A 17,261-nucleotide genomic window follows, 5' to 3' on the forward strand; every position below is an offset into this window, starting at 1 on the left:
GGATGTTTGAATAATGAGTGATGAATAATGAGTTATCAAGAATGAGGTTTGTGCGGCGAATTAATTTTTCGACGGTCATGTTAGTGCTTGGGCTGCTGTTTCTTTATCTGCCGATGGTGGTGCTGGTTGTCTATTCATTTAATGAATCCAAGCTAGTCACGGTATGGTCTGGCTTTTCAACGAAATGGTATGGCGAGCTGTTCCGGGACCAGCAGATTTTATCGGCCGTGTGGACAAGCCTGAAAATCGCCTTTTTCGCGGCGAGCATGGCGGTTTGCCTGGGCACCGTAGCGGCCTTTGTAATGACGCGCTATGGGCACTTTAGAGGTAAAACGGCGCTTTCCAGTATGGTCACCGCGCCTCTGGTCATGCCGGAAGTGATTACCGGCCTGTCGTTGCTGTTGCTGTTCGTGCAAATGGCGCAGATTACCGGGTGGCCTGCCGATCGGGGTATGGCGACTATCTGGATTGCCCATACGACCTTTTGCAGTGCCTATGTGGCAGTAGTGGTCGCTGCTCGGCTGCGAGAAGTGGATCGTTCAATTGAAGAAGCCGCCATGGATTTAGGCTCACCGCCGTTGAAAACGTTTTTTTTCATCACGCTGCCGATTATTTCGCCAGCGCTGGCTGCAGGCTGGCTATTGGCCTTTACGCTGTCGCTCGATGATTTGGTAATTGCCAGCTTTGTCTCGGGCCCTGGGGCAAACACGCTACCGATGGTGGTGTTTTCATCGGTGCGTCTAGGCGTGTCGCCGAAGATTAACGCGCTGGCGACGCTGATTATTTTGGTAGTGTCGCTTGCGACCTTATTAGCGTGGTTCTTTATGCGGCGCAGTGAAACTAAACGCAAACTGGCCGTTAAGCAGGGCGATACGGCTTAGCTATCATTACATAACGTCGTCATCGCGGCCCGCTACGACGCTTTCAAGTTCGCCATTCATAGGGGAGACGATAATCTGCAGCTGGATAGGCGAGCAGCACTGATGACAATCTTCCCAGGTGTCGTGGCTGCCCTGAGAGACATCAATGACGAAGGTCAGCGGTGAATCGCAGTAAGGGCAGTGGAAATCATAATTAATCAGGGCGTCGTCATGCATCGTTAACTACCTTTTAAGCGGGTGTATCAAAATGCTTAAGTGTAGCAGTCTGATGGCTAGGTGAGGCATCGACGAATGGAATCAGGTAGGATATTCGCAGGTTCCTAAAGCAACGCAGTGAGAGTAGCGATGATGTTACGTAACATGGCAGTAGCGGCCCTGGTGGCCTTTCCGATGGTCGCGTTGGCTGAGACCCCCAACGTGAAGCCTGGTGAGTGGGAATTTGTGAGCACCACCAGTATTAGTGGCGAAATGGACATTCCGGATCAAACGGAAACCGAGCGTCAGTGCATTACTCAAGAAGAGCTTGAAGGCTCAGAGTTTGGCTTTATCGAAGAAGAAGAAGGCTGTGAGTTACTTGACGAGAATATGACCGCGGATGGCCTAACGTATAGCATGGTATGCCGTGCAGAAGGCGGTGAAGCGACGATCGACGGCGAAATGCGTTTTATGGGCGAACTCATTGAAGGCAGCGTCGATATCCTTACTCAGTCTCCAATGGGTGAGCTGAGCATGAATACGGTCATTGAAGGCGAGCACGTCGGTGAGTGTGAATAACCGCCAGGCTTGAAGTGCCATCAGATTTGAAGCACCACTAGGTTTGAAGTGCCAGCAGTTTTGAAGTGCCTCAGTCTTGAAGTGCTTAGCATTAAGGGCGTTCCGTTAAGGGACGCCCTTTTTTCGGCGCCTGTTAACGCTCCGGCGGCTCGCTTTGTAACTGGCTGGTTGAGTTCAGGGTGTTCGATGCGCCGGCGATCTCATCCTCTAGCTGGCGTTTGACTGCCCCTGGCGAGCCTGTATAGCGTGCCAACAGGTCATAAGCCACGGGAACGACAAAGAGTGTAAACAGCGTAGCAGAGCCCACGCCCGCCATGATCACGGTGCCGATAACAAGACGCGATTCTGCGCCCGGCCCGGTTGAAATTATCAGCGGAATAGCGCCGGCCATTGTGGTCACCGCGGTCATCAAAATGGGCCTCAGGCGCGTCACGGAAGCTTCAATTAACGCCGCTCTAAACGCATGGCCTTCATCGCGCAGCTGGTTGGCAAACTCGACAATTAAAATACCGTTCTTAGCCGCCAAGCCAATCAATAGCACTAGCCCCACCTGGCTGTAAATATTCAACGACTGCCCGCTTAGCAGTAGGGCAAGCAAAGCGCCACTCATGGCTAATGGCACCGTGAGCATGATTACAAACGGGTGAATAAGGCTTTCAAACTGCGCCGCTAGCACTAAAAAGACCACTAGCGCACCGAGTATCAGCAGGAAGGCAGTGGCGCCACTGGCCTGTTGGAAGTCGCGCGAGGCGCCTGCCACATTGGTTTGCGCCTCGACTGGCAGCAGCTCAGCAGCGCTTTCTTCCAGGTACGCTAACGCTTCACCTAGGGGATATCCGTCGGCTAGGTTGGCTTCAATGGTGATTGATCTAATGCGGTCAAAGCGATTCAACGTGCTGGCGCCCGCAAAGTCAGAGAGCGTGACAAGGCTGGCCAGCGGGATGAGTGCGCCTGAGCGTGCCGAGCGCACCTGAATGTTGTCCAGCGCGCGTGGGCTGTTTTGGCTGCTGCGATCACCCTCTAAGATCACATCGTACTCTTCACCATTGTCAACGTAGCGTGTGACATTGCGCCCACCCAGCAATACTTCTAGCGTTCGGCCTATTTCAGTGACGGTTACGCCTAGCGCAGCGGCTCGCTGGTAATTAATATCCACACGCAGCTGAGGCTGTGTTTCGTTGTAATTGCTCTCTAGCGCCATTAAGTTCGGATTGTTTTCACGCACGTGGTTGATCAGCGTATCGCGCCAGCGGGCAAGCTGTTCGTAAGTACCGCCTCCCAGCACAAACTGCACCGGTTTTTGAGTGCGCTGCCCAAAGCCTTGGCGCATGACTGGGAAGGCCTGTACGCCCGGCAGCGTGCTGAGGGTTTGGCGCACCTCGGCCATAATTTCCCACGCACTGCGGCGACTTCCCCAGTCGGCCATGTTGACAATAATAAAGCCGCTATTGAAGTTCTCAATATTGCCGTAGCCGCGTGGGGCACGAACTACCACGCGCTCCAGTTCACCACTGGCTACCAGCGGGGCCAAACGCGCCTCGATTTCGTCCATGTAATCCATCATGTAGCTGAAGGTAGCGCCTTCTGGCCCGTTGACTAAGACGATGAAGTTGCCGCGATCTTCCTGTGGCGTGTATTCATTCGGCAGCGCCGTGGCGAGCCAAGCGGTGGCGGCAATCAGCAGGATAAACATAGCCACGACCAGCCAGCGCATCCTAAGCATCCACTCTAAGGATGTTTGATAGCGGCGCTGCGTGCCGTTAAGCAGCCACTGTACTGACTTACCAATACGGCTATCGTGCATGCCGGGCTTAAGAATCTTTGAAGCCATCATTGGCGTTAGCGTCAGCGCTAATAACGTTGAGATAACGACGGCCGCGGCCATGGTCAGCGCAAATTCGGAAAACAGTCGCCCGATATCACCTTGCAACATGCTGAGTGGAACGAAAACGGCGACGAGCACGAGAGTGGTGGCAATCACCGCAAAGGCAATTTGCCGAGTGCCGCGAAAGGCCGCGACGAGGGGCGTTTCACCGTAGTCGTGCATACGACGATTGATGTTCTCAAGCACCACGATGGCATCATCCACAATCAGGCCAATCGCCAGCACCAGGGCAAGCAGGGTGAGTAGATTGATCGAGAAGTTCATCGCGGCAAGGGCGGTAAACGCACCAATAACCGCAATAGGTACGGTGACGGCGGGCACCAATGTCGTGCGTAGATTACCTAAAAAAAGAAAAATCACGACCACAACTAGGGCCATGGCTATAAAGAGCGTCATGACAACCTGGTCGATGGCACCGGAGACGAACAGCGAAGCATCGTAATCTAAACTCAGCGACATTCCTTCTGGCAGAGTGCCTTGCAGGCGTTCAAGCTCTATTTTTACCGCATCAGATAGCTCAATGACGTTGGCTGTCGATTGCATGATCATGCCAAGACCTACCATGGGGACTCCGTTGGAGCGGAATACTGTACGGTCTTCAACGGCGCCAACTTCAACGCGGGCAACGTCAGCAAGGCGCACAAGATAGCCATTGTCACCTTGATTGAGCGCGAGGCGCTGAAAGTCTTCGGCACTTGCAAAGCTGCGTGGAAGGCGAACAATAAACTGACGATCCTGTGATTCAATCGAGCCCGCCGGCAGTTCGACATTTTCTGCCCGTAGTGAATCTTCAATATCACTGACCGTTAATCCACGCGCGGCCAGCGCATTGCGATTAACCCACACGCGCATGGCGTAGTCGCTGCCGCCACCGACACGAACGCGTGCCACGCCTGGCTGCACAGAAAGGCTATCGACCAAGAAGCGGTTCGCATAGTCGGTCAGCTCGGTAATGGAGTAGTCTTCGCCAGAAAGGCTCATCCACACAACGATTTCTTCGCTGCTGTCGGCTTTGGTGACTTCAGGGTTGTCAGCGTCATCGGGCAGGTTGCGCAGCGCCCCGGAAATGCGGTCGCGGATATCATTGGCGGCGGCATCGATATCCATGTCTAACGAGAATTCTATTTCAATCCGAGAGCGGCCATCCTCGCTTTGTGAGGTAATTAGATCAATGCCTTCCACGCCGGCAATGCGGTCTTCAAGCACCTGGGTAATGCGCGTTTCAACGACGCTTGCGGACGCGCCAGGGTAGCGGGTGTCAATCGTGACCACGGGTGGATCAATGGTCGGATATTCTTGTAGCGGTAGGCGGTTAAGCGCCATTAAGCCAAAGGCAATAATGAGTGCCGCGATCACCATCGCCAGTACCGGGCGCTGAACAGAAATATCCGATAATCGCATTAACGGTCGGCCTCTAGCAGCGCTCGAATGCTGGTTTCGTTGTCAGCGATACCAAGCAGACGTGCCTCCTGGCCATCGCGGGCCAACTGCAGTCCGTGAACCACAACGAGTTCGCCGGCGGCTAACCCTTCCAAAATTTCAACTTCGCCATAGCGTCTCTCGCCAATCGAAACAATCCGCTTGGCGAGGCGCGTGCTATCTTCGCTTTGCTCGATAAGCATGATTGAGTGTCGGTCACCGCTGGGCTCAATGGCGGCTTCAGGAATCACTACCGCGTCGCGAACCCGCTGCTGAACAATGACTTGCATTAACATCCCCGGCCGTAGCCGGCCATCGGTATTGTCGAGTACTGCGCGCACATTAACGCTACGCGTAACCGGGTCCACGCGCGTGCCAATAGTGGCGATTTGACCATTAAAGATGTCGTCAGGGTACGTGGCGGTAGCGGTATGTAGCATTAGGCCTGGTGAGATTCGGCCAAGAAACACTTCTGGGACACTGAAGTCGAGCTTCATTACATCCAGTTTATCGAGCGTCACCAAATCCATTCCTGGTGTTACCAGCGCGCCGATGCTGATATTGCGAAATCCAACGCGGCCGCTGAAGGGCGCGCGCAGCCGGTAATTTGCCAGCCGGGCTTCTATGGCTTGAATATCGGCTTCTGCTTGGCGCAGCCGCGATTGGCTATCTTCAACGTCGGCTCTGGCTGCTAGGTTACGTTCTTGTAATTGAGAGGCGCGGTTCGAGGCATTACGTCTTTCATCGCGCAACGCCTGAGAGGATCTTAGTTGAGCCTGTTCTTCTGTATCATCTAAGCGGATGAGTAGCTGCCCCTCTTCAACCTGCTCACCGTCTTCAAAATTGATCTGGGCCACTATCTCAGTCACCGTGGTGGATAGCACGACGCTTTCCTCCGCACTGAGCGTTCCTAGCGCCTCTAAAGGATCAGACCATGTGGTCATAACCGCACGCGTGCCGATGACTGAGGGCGGTAATTGAGCAAACGTTAGACTGGATAGCAACAGAGTGAGAGTAACTAGGATGAGTCGCGAAAATAGCCGTCGGCGAAAGGGAAAATGCATAGTTATCTCAGTGTTAGTCGATAATTTTAAGGCCTGACCCTGTTAGAATGTTTGTTTGTACAGAGTAAGTGGCCCTTTTATGAGCAGTTTCTTATGATTTATGACGTTGTCGTTATCGGTGCTGGAGCGGCTGGATTGATGTGTGCTGCTCAAGCGGGCTATGCCGGCAAACGTACCTTAGTACTAGATCATGCGAATAAAGCGGGCAAAAAGATTTTGATGTCCGGCGGCGGCCGTTGCAACTTTACCAATCTTGGCACTACGCCACAGCACTTTTACTCGTTAAATCCATACTTTTGCATTTCGGCGCTTCAACGTTACCGTCCTGAGCACTTTGTTGAGTTGATAGAACGACACGGAGTGGAGTACGTCGAGAAAACACCAGGCCAATTATTTTGCGCAGTCTCGGCTAAAGAAATAGTGCGCACGCTGATAACCGAGTGCGAATGGGCAGGGGTTGATATCCAGCTGAGTACTCAAATCAGCGCCGTAGAGCGAAAAGGCGACGCTATGCGGCTTAGCACGTCGGCGGGAGCGATTGATGCTGGCGTGGTAGTGGTGGCAACCGGAGGGCTTTCGATTCCAACCATGGGCGCGACAGGCTTTGGCTATGACTTAGCTCGCCAGTTTGGTTTAGAGGTTTTAGCGACGCGGCCTGGGCTAGTGCCTTTTACGCTCAGCGATACATGGAAAGACCGCGCGGCTCAGCTCTCAGGCGTCAGTGCATCGGTGGCAGTAAGTGCCGGTGATCGCTGTTTTGTAGAACCCATGTTATTTACCCACCGCGGCTTATCCGGCCCCGGCATACTACAGATATCCAGTATTTGGCAGCCGGGGCAAGGCATCAGTATTAATTTACTCCCGAGTGAAAATGCGGCTAGTGCCCTGCGTGATGCTCGTCAGCATATGCCCAAACGTCAGCTTTCCACATGGCTGGGCGAACGCTTTCCTAAGCGCTTGGCCCAAGCACTATTAGAGTGGTATCCCGAGGATGATGCTGCACGGCCCTTGGCTCACTATTCTAATCAGGCCTTGGATACCTGGGCGCAAAGGTTAAATGCCTGGCAACTAAAGCCATCTGGCACCGAAGGGTGGCGCACTGCAGAGGTGACAATGGGGGGGATTAATACCGATCAGCTGTCGTCAAAGACCTTTGAAGTTAAGGACTTGCCTCAACTGCGTTTTATCGGTGAAGTTTTGGATGTAACGGGCGAACTGGGGGGGTACAACTTTCAGTGGGCGTGGGCCAGTGGGGTAGCCTGTGGGCAATCTTGCTAGGACCTGACTAGACTAACTGCGCCAAAGCCATGGCATGGTAAAAATCGGTGCCAAGGCCTCGTTTTTCATTCAATTCACGAGGCATTGGCAGCGGTTCACGCCGATCAACTGCTCGCTATCGTTTTAAGTCGCCACTTTGGCTAATAGTTTAAGTTTTTTGAAGAGCATATAGCCCGCAAGCGCTTTCCTGCCTGCTGCCATGGCGCCCCCTGGGTGGCGTACCAGCTTCAGCGCAGCAACGCCACCAATGAAATAAAGCGGAAGTTTGAAGCTTTTCCAGCTTTTATCTAGCGGTGACGTTGCCTGCTGTAAAAATGCACTTTCTATCAAGATGTCCACACGCTGTTGTTCCAGCTCAGCAAGTAGCTGTGCCTTGCGCTGAGAGCGGCTTAAAGGCTGAACTAACGGCTTAGCTGTTTTTGCGGGTTTCATCCTCATGCTCCTCAAGCAATGCTCTATCAGCCGTAAGCTGTTTAAGCGTTTCTTTCAAGAGCGAGTGGCGCTTCGATTGGCGAATCGCAATAACAGCAAATAGCACGCTGGCGCCTATCAAAACGGCGGCACTAACGGCAATAGCCGTTAAGCGGTAGGTATCCCAAAATAGCACGACTACCAGTGCGGTCAGGGTGGCAATGCCTAATAACAGCAGAACCAAACTTGCCCCTGCCAAAAGAAGCAGAACTGCTAGGCGAGCACGCTCTTCTTCTAATTCAAGTACCGCCAAACGCAGGCGGGTTTCGCTATTAGCAATCAGCGAGTTCAGCAAGCGTTTGGCGGCAGAGAAGACGCGTTGGGTAGGACCCAAGGCCATTAGCGACGACCGAGCAGCATACCCACAACTAGGCCTGCCGCTGCGCCAATACCAATGCTTGTCCAAGGATTGTCATGGACGTAACGGTCGCAAGCATCAGCTTGGTGGTTCAGTGAATCACGCGCTTCATCATAGATACGCTCACCGCGTTCTTCCAAACGAGCGCGAGTATCTTTAAGGCGGCGCTCGGCACGCGAGCGAAGGTCGTTCATCTCACCGCTAGCGTCCTTTGCCGTCGCGTTCATAAGTTCTTCAACCGTTTCACTCAAATGACGCAGGTCGTCTTTAAGTTGATCTGACTGAGAAGAGAAGGGGAGTTGACGTTTAGCCATGGTGTCTTTCCTTTGACGAGTGAATGATTAAGGCTGCTGTAAGCATAGCAGCCACATCGTAAGAGACAAGTAAATGCTGCTATCGGTTCAGCCCTGTCGCACTAAATAATGGATTTAAGCTAAAACCAATACTCAGGCGATGAACGCGATTGTCATAATCTATCAGGCTTTCACCATAGCCGTAGTAATACTGCACATGCGCCCTCAGCGTATTAAACGCTGGCCAGCTATAATCAATTTGGGTGCCATAGTTGCCTGCGCTTGGATTGCCGCGCAGCAGGCCGCTCATTTCATGGTTATTATTAAGACGTTTCGCTAGGCGGATGTCGCCGTAACCCATAAAACGTTCGATGTCTGGGTTGTCGTCATCTTCTTGCGACTCCGGTACCCGCCAGTGCGGCGCCACGGTGAAGGCCCAGTCACCGCGCTGAAAGGTGCTTTCCAGATAGACCCGGTTCCAGCTACGGGACAGCGGGTCTGAGCGGCCATTAGACTGATGGTTAAACGATACGCGGTTGAGGGTATTCACCCAACCAAGTGCACTCCAGGCATTATTAAAGTCGATGAATATTTCAGGCTCATAGTTAGTTTCCCGAAAGGGCGATGAGGCATCTGTGTTGTAGGCCTGCCACCAGCTGCGCTGAGTGTAGCCAAAAAAGACATCACCATAATTACCAAATACCTGCTCGGCGAGATTAACCTTGGCGCTGAATTGGAATTTCAATTCCACGCTATCCACTGAAGCATCTTCAGTAATATTGCGAAAATTTTCGCGGTTCTGGTTGGCGTTATAGCTGACCGGGAACAGATAATTCGTACGGTGCGTTGTGATCGAAAATGGGTTTTGGCTCGATTCCTGTTCAAGCAGCCGGCGCTCGCTTAAGTCTTCCAGCGCCACTTCCTGCGGCAGCGGCTCCACCGGTAAGCCAAGCGCTGCGTCTTCGGGGCTTGTTACTTGCTGAAGCTGCTGACGAAGCTCATAAAGCTCGGTATTGAGGGCATTAATACGCGCCTCAATTTCTGCCTGTGAGTCAGCAAAGGCATTTGCACTCGCGGCGCTCACAGCAGTGGCGAGGCTGAGCAGCGTAATAAGTTTTCGCAACGACCGTTTTCGGATGACCATCAAGGTGGCTCGCAAAATGATTAAAAGAGGCAAATGCCAAGGTTGTTTCTATCACGCTACATCGTGAAGTCAATACCTCTGATTGCGCTAGCTATCAGAACGTCTGACAATGGGGCAATTATCCGTGTTTGCGGAGCTTTCGATGTCAACGAGGCATAAGTAACGTGGTTAGATACGCCGGTAAATGGTTAGTAACGTGTTTGTTTCTGCTGGCCATCAGCAGCACTGCTATTTCTCAAGCTTATGCCTCGCTTCAGGCCGATGCGCTGGATGGCGTGCCCGAACAAGCTGAATTGGCATCAAGGCTCGCTCAATTAGAATCAAATGAAGGAGCGTTAACGAACCAGCAGGCCAGCGATAAAAAAGCCTTAGAGGCGGCACTAGATGCGTACGAAAGGCTGGTGTCCGTCGATGAGCGATTGAATGCCTTAGACTCCCGTGTTGAGCAGGCCCCAGAGCTGCTGGCAAGTTTACAGCGTGATTTAAGCGATGCTCAAGAAGCTTCGCAGCAGCTTTCAGTGGCTAATTTAAGCGATCGGCCGCTAGATGAGCTAGAAACAATGCAAACGCAGGCAGTGGTCAAGCTTCAGCAACTGCAAAGCCAGTTAGCCGAAGTGAACTCACAGCTACTTGCTGCCCAGACGCTCCCAGAGCGCGCTCAGCAAAATATTGCTGAAACGCTTCAGCGCGCCGAGAGTTTACGCCGACAGCACGATGAGCGCGAGGCTTTGTTAGCAGATCGACAGCTTTCCGCACTGAATGATGCGGCCCTGATTCAGCTGCGCCTTGAGCGAATACTGGCCGATCGTGAAGTGAGTTTTAATCAGCGAGAGCTAAGCGCTAATAGCCGGCTACGTGAGCTAGCTCAACAGCGCCGCGATGTACTGATGCTGCAGATCGATTACCAAGAACAGCAGTTGGGCATGCTGCAAGGTGTGATAGATCAGCAGCGACGCCTGGCCTCTGAGCAGGCCATCGCTGACGCCGCGCGAGATGACCCGTTAATTGCCGCCGGGCATCCAGTGGTGCTGCAAGTACAGCAAACCAATCAAACTTTAAGCCAAGAGTTATTGCGCGCAACGGATCGTGCTAACAGCATTGTGCGCGAAAACATAGAAGCCCAGCGCCAGCTAGAGCATGTGCGACAGCTGCAGCGCAGCCTCAATGAGCAGATTGATGCGATACGCGGTAGTCAGCTGCTGTCGCGTATTCTGCGCGAACAGCGCCAGTCGCTACCGCCGCTATCAGTGCGGAGAGACTTGCAGGATGAAATAGCGGACCTGCGTTTAAAGCAGTTTGATTTGGTACGTCAGCGAGACCAGCTTCGTCAGAGCGCACAGTTTGCCGAGACGCGCTTAGAAGAGGCGGGCATAGAGGCAACCCCGGGGCTGGTAGACTCACTTTCTCGACTGTATCAGTCGCGCCGTGAACTGGTTGAACAGTTAGAGCAATCCTATGGAAGCCTGTTAAGCGCGGCGATTGAGCTTCAACTGAATCAGCAGCAGTTGCTTATTACCACCAGCGAGCTGCGCGAAACGATTGATGAGCAGCTTTTCTGGGTCGCCAATAGCCGCCCGCTGGACTTTGGCTGGCTGCGGCAATTGCCTCACAATTTGTTGTTAGAGTGGAGTGAAGGAGAGTGGCGCGCTATTTTGCCTACCCGCTGGCAGGGACTTTCTTGGGAAGTATTAAAGGGAGCGCCGATTTTCTTACTTGGCATCGTACTAATGGGCTTGCGGCGCAAAATCAAAACGCGCCTGGCCGACATACATTCGCAAATTGGTCGGCTGAAAAGCGACACTCAGCTACATACTCCCAAAGCAGTGCTGTTTAATGCACTGCTGGCTCTTCCGGGCCCGCTCGCGCTAGCCGGCATTGGCATTGGGCTGCTTGAAGTGGCTGGGCCTTTAGCCACTAGCGTTGCGCCAGGGTTGCTTCAGTTGGCCTTAAGTTGGGGCGTGGTGGCATGGGTGCGCAGGCTGCTGGTCGCGGATGGAGTCGCAGAGCGCCACTTTACCTGGTCGCCGCAATATACCGCACGGTTGCGTCAACTTCTGGGAGGATTCGGCGTTGCCCTGGTGCCGGTCATTGCGATTGCGACGATGTCGGATGAAATGGAAACGCCGTTAGCACTGCGCCCCGTCGCTTTTGCGCTATTGTCGTTTGGCTTATTAGCCATGAGCTGGTGGCTAGCGCAGTTAATACTGGCGCATATCCCTGTATTTGGTGTGCGGCTGTTTCGCTTATTGCTGGGGCTTGCGATGGCAGCGGTTCCGCTGATGCTGCTTGGCCTTGTGGTGTTGGGGTACGAATATACCGCGCTGCGCTTAGTGGGCAGGTTTGCCATTACGCTTTATCTGCTGGGGTTGTGGGTGGTGGTGGAAGCGACGCTGGTGAGAAGCTTGGCCGTAGCTGCTCGACGCCTCGCTTATCGCCGTGCGCTGGCTCGCCGTCGTGCTCAGGTGCAGGAGGGTGCGGAAGGCGGGCTGGAGGTAGTCGAAGAGCCGCCGCTCGATATGGAGCAAATTAACAGCCAATCCTTACGGCTTTCTAAGTTGATTGTACTGATTGGCTTCAGCGCGCTGCTCTATTTAGTGTGGGCAGACTTATTGTCAGTGCTTGGCTATTTAGACCATGTGTCGCTTTGGGAGTCTCAAGAGGGTGATTTAGTCGACAGCGTACTGTCAATCTCCGACGTCTTTACTGCGCTGCTGGTCGTCGCTATTACCTTTATTATGGCGCGTAACCTGCCCGGTCTGCTGGAAGTGATGGTGCTATCCAGGCTGTCGTTGAAACAGGGCAGCGCCTATGCAATTAGCTCGCTGCTCTCTTATACCATTGTGGGCACTGGGGTGGTGATGGGGCTGGCCACGCTCGGCGTGTCTTGGGATAAACTGCAGTGGCTCGTGGCAGCATTGAGTGTGGGGTTAGGCTTTGGACTGCAGGAGATTTTCGCCAACTTTATCTCTGGGCTTATCATTTTGTTTGAGCGCCCAATACGGATAGGCGACACCATCACGATAGGTAATCTACATGGGACTGTCAGCCGTATTCGTATCCGTGCGACCACGGTTACCGATTTTGATCGTAAAGAGATCATTATTCCCAATAAGACATTTGTAACCGACCAGCTGATTAACTGGTCGTTGTCGGATAACGTGACGCGCGTGGTGCTCACCTATGGCGTGGCTCACGGCTCGGATATGCCCAAGGTGCACCAACTACTGCGCCAGGCTGCCGATGAAAACCACCGAGTGTTAACCGACCCGGAGCCGCAGGTTTTTTGCTTAAACTACGGGCAGCACAGCCTTAATTTTGAGCTGCGTATTTTTGTTAATGACTTGGTCGACCGCCTGTTTGCCGCCGATGAAGTCAACTGCCGGGTAGATGAGCTATTCCGTGAAGAGAATGTTCGCGTAGCGTTTGAGCAGATGGATGTATGGTTACACCGAGATCAGGGCGATGCGGTTAAGGTACAGTCTGCAGCGCGGCCGTCCTCAAACGTGCTACGCCCTGATCCAAGCTAAGCTTCTGTCGCTGCATGTAAAAGAAACTCGCGATTGCCGTCGCTGCCGGTGATAGGGCTCTCCTGCCAGTGGCGTATGGTGAGCCCGCAGTCGTGACAAGCGCTTCGAATGCTAGCCTCTACATCGGCAAAAAGTGTCGCATCGCGCACTACGCCGCGTTTGTCCAACGCGCCGGGGCTTAACTCAAACTGCGGCTTAACCAGTGAGATTAACTGCCCGTCAGGCGGTAATAGCGCGGCAACCTCGGGCAAAATTAGCGTTTGGGATATGAACGAAACATCCATTATGGCAACGTGTATTGGCTGGTCCGCAAGAACGTGAATGAGCGGCGTTGCGCTGCTCATGTGCCGTGCGTTGAGGCCTTCCAGACAGGTAACGCGTGGATCAGTACGCAGCTGTTCTGCAAGCTGGCCATGGCCGACCTCCACGCCAATGACATGGCGAGCACCGAACCGTAGCGCACAGTCAGTAAAGCCACCGGTTGACTGGCCAATATCCAAAACAACGCAGCCGTCAAAGCGAAGGCCAAGCGCTGTAAGCACTCCTTCCAGTTTCAAGCCTGCGCGGGATACGTAGCGCTCCTCGGGGTCATCTTCAACGATAAAGCGAGTAGTGTCGGGCCATTTTTCAGACACTTTAGTGAGTACTCTGCCACTGTTAGCTAGGCTGACCCGGCCATGGCGAATCAGTCGTTGGGCGCGCGTACGTGAGTTGGCCAGCCCTAGGCTGACCAACAGTTGATCAAGTCGTATCATGAGTATATGGGGTGTCGTTAAGCAGCTCGGTTATCCCATGCCTAGGGTGCATTGGGGGCTAAAGATGCATTTGGTCCAGCATCTGCCTGGAGTTCGGTAGGCGGCAAGCGCGCAGCGCCCCAGCTACGGTGTAGGTAGTGTTTGACGCTTTCAAGCTCCTCGCTCGTCACAGAGACTATTTCACCACGCTCTAGAGGATCATAGTGATAAATATACAGCCGCGAGACGAAGCGCTCAAAAGGTAGCGATGCTTCGCCAAAGCGCTCACCGTTGCCAGACGTACTGACGAGAACGCCGTTACCCCAGTCCTGCCCACTGTCATTGTTGGGGTTATAGAAATAAATCCGCATGACGTCTGAAGGATCGAGAGACGCACGCAATATAGTAATCGCATGCCAGCCGATGAAGCGCGCTGCGCTATCGGTAATGGCAATACCCGCAGGCTGCGGATGAATCAGCGGCTGATTGCCATTGTAATAAGGATGATAGCAGGCGTAGAAATGGCGCACGAAATCATCCACATCGATTAGCTGGCCCGTCGCTACATCGACATTAATACGAAAACCACGCCCCGACCACCAGCCGTGGAACTCAGGGTTTACCCAGCGGTGAGGGTCGCCTTCTCGGCCAATGCAACGACGACCCATTTCTGCATAGATACGATCCAGGTGGGGCACCACAATCAGCGACACCGGATCGAGATCCATCGGTAGCTCAGTGGCAACGCCAGACAGGCTTTCCATTGATGAGATGGCCTGCCCCTCAAAATGCATAATGATTTCGTCATCGCGTGCTGCCCACGCCACCATCTGTAGCAAATAGTCGGGGTCGTTATAGGCCCACATCGAAAGTGCGCGGGCAGATTGGCAGGTGGGGTTATTACCCTGGCCAACCCCCAGCGGCAATCCCAGCATGCACAGCACGCCTTCAATGAGACGCGCTCGAGGAGAAACGCTGTCGCCGTAAGCGATGTTAAGCCGAGACTGCGCCCACTCAGATAGCGGCAAGTTCAGCTGGCGCCACATTGCTGGCGCGACCGGCGGCTGGTAAAGAATGCCTCGCTCCAACATTAACGCAAGCCCATAGACCGCCTGCGCCGTAGCAGGATAAACGCCGCCACGAATCAGCGCCTGGACCAGTTCGCGGTAACACAACAGGCAGTCGCGGCCGGTAGATGAAAGGCCCAGTGCTTCAGAAAGCAAGTGGTCGCCTTCTTCCAGCAAATGTCTGAGCAGCACGGTATGGTAAGGCGATACTAGCCCGGTATCATGCATCGCTCGGGCAAAGCCGGTGGATTCAGCCTGTAAAGCGGCTTGATCCATGTGTTCAAGTCGTTCGCGATAAACGTCGACACCGGGATCTTCGCGACAGGTTTGGGTGGTGCCATAGAGAGAACTGACCAGCCGATCGGCGCCTTGGCCGCTAATGCCAAGATCAATCGCAGGATTAGCCTGGCACAGTGCAATCTGGGTAATCATCTGTTTGATCGAATCAACTTGGATCGGACGCTGCTTCAAAATGCGCCAAATCTCTTCAATCAGTTGATCAATGATGTGTTCGTAGCCAATTCTGTCGGCTAAATGCTGGAAAAGCTGGCGGGGAATAGTGGCCAGCCGGCCTTGGGTTTCGCGCTCCGCTTCGCTCGGTGCCAAAAAAAGCAGCCACAGATTGATGGCCATGACTTGCGTCAGATAATGGTGGGCATTCTCTTTGGAAATGAGCGAATGTTCGACATCGCCCTTGGCCACAGCGAGGAGCCTGAGCTCGCTTAATGCCTCAATCACGAGGACATTGGCATCCGCGCTTTTTAGCGCGAAGGTTGTCAGCGTAGGCACTAAATATTGAGGTGTTTCCCAATCCGAGCCTAAGAATATGCCAGCATCCTCATACGCTTTCGCGCGAGATTCTAGCGCATCACAACCGCCATCCTGTAGTAGCACGCGCCGCGCAGTGTCGAGTACGCGCGGCAGCTTAGCGGGCTTTGAGAACGCGGGCGCCTGCGTAAGCAGGCGCACAGCATCATCAAATTTGCTCAATAGTGCACTGAGCTTACTATCTTCCTGAGAAGACGCGAGTTGATCTGTCTTCACGGTGACTCCTTATCCCAGCATTAGCAGGGATTATACATAGAAGTCGAGATCTTCTTGGCGTTTTAGCAGATCGCGAATCGTATGCGCGTCCTCGCCTTTAAAGTAGATCAGACCCCAATGGGTACCAAACGCGGTGCGCTTGGTCACGGTTTCTTCTACCGGTGAGGTTAACTCATGAGACTCAAAGTACGGGTGATCTTCCGTTTCTTCCGGGATTTCCAGGCGGCTGACCACTCGGCGACGTGGGTAAACGCCAAAGCAACCGGCAAAGCCATTGGCATCGACCACTTCTTTTGGGAAGAAGTTTGCCACTTCTTCTTTGCTGCTTTTCGGGTCAAATACCAGCATAGAGGCTTGATAGGCATTGAAGCCGTAAACCCGCTCAAGCAGTTCAAATACTTTGAAGCCCGGCGGGCGGTAGGCAACCTCGCCAAAGTACATTTCACCGTCGCTAGTGACAAAGTATTCCGGATGGATCAAGCCAAACTCAATATCAAAGGCTTTGATAAGCTTTTCGATTTGTTGAGTAATTTGTTCTCGGTATTTTTCAAGCTCTGGAGACGCGGGCACAAACACTGAATAGCCCAATGTCACGTATTCAGAGATGTTCAGGAAGGCGATTTTACCATCATGAATCCACGCTTCGACAGCAAATTCCCAGCCGTCCAGGTGTGATTCCATCAGCACCGGGAACTCTTCGTCGGGGATGGTATCTACTTCATCCGGCGTACGAATAACACGGTGGCCTAGGCACCCCGCTTTATCAAAGGCCTTGAGGTGAATCGGGTCGTTGGGGTCACCATCTAGCTTAAGCAGCGTTTGGTTAACCCGCTTGAGAAAGCGCACAACGTCTTCTTTGTCGTGGGCTTCTTCAAAGATACCTACGCGGATGCCGCCTAGCTGTGCACGGCGCTTCATGAGTGCCTTATCGCGGAGCAGTAGCGACTGACCGTAAATGCGCGGATTATCAAGCAGCAAAGAGTTGATAGCGCCCGCCCACTCAACGGTTTCTTCGTAGAGCGGAATGGCAACATCAACGCCTTTTTCTTTGAGTGTCTCGGCAATCTCAATGGAGCGATCATTGAGGCGTTCAAAGTTCCAGGGCACGTAGGGAATATTGTGTTGTTGGCAATACTCTTCAGCCCAATCAGGTGCAACGACAATGTAGCGACGGTCAAAATTTTCGGCCGCTTCAATCGCATTGAGGCTCCAGCCTAACAGGGCGATATAGCCCTTATTTGGATCCTTTTGCATGTTGATGGCTCCTACTTGGTTAACGAACAGAATTACCAAACTACGTACATCACCATACACGAAGGCAG

General features: G+C 53.3%; 14 protein-coding genes. 4 read left to right on the plus strand and 10 right to left on the minus strand.

All coding sequences use genetic code 11. The features are described 5' to 3' along the window. Positions 1-41: 41 nt before the first annotated feature. Positions 42-881, plus strand: coding sequence for an ABC transporter permease subunit (locus ACT3RP_RS07120; protein WP_096279065.1), 840 nt, complete (start codon positions 42-44; stop codon positions 879-881). A 6-nt stretch (positions 882-887) separates the two neighbouring features. Here ACT3RP_RS07120 and ACT3RP_RS07125 read toward each other — a convergent pair whose 3' ends face one another. Beyond that, positions 888-1,097, minus strand: a complete 210-nt coding sequence (locus tag ACT3RP_RS07125) for a zinc ribbon domain-containing protein (protein ID WP_096279067.1) — start codon at positions 1,095-1,097, stop codon at positions 888-890. A gap of 129 nt (positions 1,098-1,226) precedes the next feature. Here ACT3RP_RS07125 and ACT3RP_RS07130 point away from each other — a divergent pair, with 129 nt between their 5' ends. Continuing rightward, positions 1,227-1,655, plus strand: a complete 429-nt coding sequence (locus ACT3RP_RS07130) for a DUF3617 domain-containing protein (protein WP_096279069.1) — start codon at positions 1,227-1,229, stop codon at positions 1,653-1,655. Positions 1,656-1,788: 133 nt separating this feature from the next. Here the strand turns inward: ACT3RP_RS07130 and ACT3RP_RS07135 are convergent, their stop codons facing one another. Together ACT3RP_RS07135 and ACT3RP_RS07140 are read right to left on the minus strand one after the other, a co-directional pair. Continuing rightward, positions 1,789-4,941: an efflux RND transporter permease subunit gene (locus ACT3RP_RS07135; RefSeq protein WP_483393532.1), complete on the minus strand. Its 3,153-nt coding sequence runs from the start codon at positions 4,939-4,941 to the stop codon at positions 1,789-1,791. Continuing rightward, complete coding sequence (locus ACT3RP_RS07140; protein ID WP_483393533.1) at positions 4,941-6,023, minus strand: efflux RND transporter periplasmic adaptor subunit; 1,083 nt, start codon at positions 6,021-6,023, stop codon at positions 4,941-4,943. Before ACT3RP_RS07140 ends, ACT3RP_RS07135 begins: the two co-directional genes overlap by 1 nt. 93 nt (positions 6,024-6,116) lie before the next feature. Here ACT3RP_RS07140 and ACT3RP_RS07145 point away from each other — a divergent pair, with 93 nt between their 5' ends. Beyond that, entirely contained in the window at positions 6,117-7,301 is a 1,185-nt protein-coding gene (locus ACT3RP_RS07145) for a BaiN/RdsA family NAD(P)/FAD-dependent oxidoreductase (protein ID WP_483393534.1), read from the plus strand. A 123-nt stretch (positions 7,302-7,424) separates the two neighbouring features. Here the strand turns inward: ACT3RP_RS07145 and ACT3RP_RS07150 are convergent, their stop codons facing one another. From ACT3RP_RS07150 to ACT3RP_RS07165, 4 genes are all read right to left on the minus strand, one after another. Then, positions 7,425-7,733 carry a YqjK family protein gene (locus ACT3RP_RS07150; RefSeq protein WP_483393535.1) on the minus strand — a complete coding sequence of 103 codons (309 nt, stop codon included), beginning with the start codon at positions 7,731-7,733 and terminating at the stop codon, positions 7,425-7,427. Then, positions 7,711-8,112, minus strand: a complete 402-nt coding sequence (locus ACT3RP_RS07155; protein ID WP_483393536.1) for a phage holin family protein — start codon at positions 8,110-8,112, stop codon at positions 7,711-7,713. Before ACT3RP_RS07155 ends, ACT3RP_RS07150 begins: the two co-directional genes overlap by 23 nt. After that, on the minus strand, positions 8,112-8,444 hold the full coding sequence (locus ACT3RP_RS07160; RefSeq protein ID WP_096279081.1) for an ElaB/YgaM/YqjD family protein: 333 nt from the start codon (positions 8,442-8,444) through the stop codon (positions 8,112-8,114). Before ACT3RP_RS07160 ends, ACT3RP_RS07155 begins: the two co-directional genes overlap by 1 nt. A 79-nt stretch (positions 8,445-8,523) precedes the next feature. Continuing rightward, entirely contained in the window at positions 8,524-9,567 is a 1,044-nt protein-coding gene (locus tag ACT3RP_RS07165) for a phospholipase A (protein WP_441684237.1), read from the minus strand. Positions 9,568-9,731: 164 nt separating this feature from the next. Between ACT3RP_RS07165 and mscK the strand changes: the two genes are divergently transcribed. Beyond that, positions 9,732-13,094 (plus strand): mechanosensitive channel MscK, encoded by a 3,363-nt coding sequence (gene mscK, locus ACT3RP_RS07170; protein ID WP_483393537.1) that lies wholly within the window; start codon positions 9,732-9,734, stop codon positions 13,092-13,094. Here mscK and ACT3RP_RS07175 read toward each other — a convergent pair. Genes ACT3RP_RS07175 through ACT3RP_RS07185 form a run of 3 tightly spaced genes read right to left on the minus strand, consistent with a single transcriptional unit; the run spans position 13,091 to position 17,193 of the window. Then, positions 13,091-13,849, minus strand: coding sequence for a TlyA family RNA methyltransferase (locus ACT3RP_RS07175; protein WP_096279088.1), 759 nt, complete (start codon positions 13,847-13,849; stop codon positions 13,091-13,093). The genes mscK and ACT3RP_RS07175 overlap by 4 nt on opposite strands. Before the next feature lie 41 nt (positions 13,850-13,890). After that, positions 13,891-15,939 (minus strand): hypothetical protein, encoded by a 2,049-nt coding sequence (locus ACT3RP_RS07180; RefSeq protein ID WP_096279090.1) that lies wholly within the window; start codon positions 15,937-15,939, stop codon positions 13,891-13,893. A gap of 30 nt (positions 15,940-15,969) precedes the next feature. Then, entirely contained in the window at positions 15,970-17,193 is a 1,224-nt protein-coding gene (locus ACT3RP_RS07185; RefSeq protein WP_096279092.1) for an ATP-grasp domain-containing protein, read from the minus strand. Positions 17,194-17,261: the final 68 nt, after the last annotated feature.

The organism is Halomonas sp. AOP5-B2-8, from assembly GCF_052376475.1.
Taxonomy (GTDB): Bacteria; Pseudomonadota; Gammaproteobacteria; order Pseudomonadales; family Halomonadaceae; genus Vreelandella; species Vreelandella casei.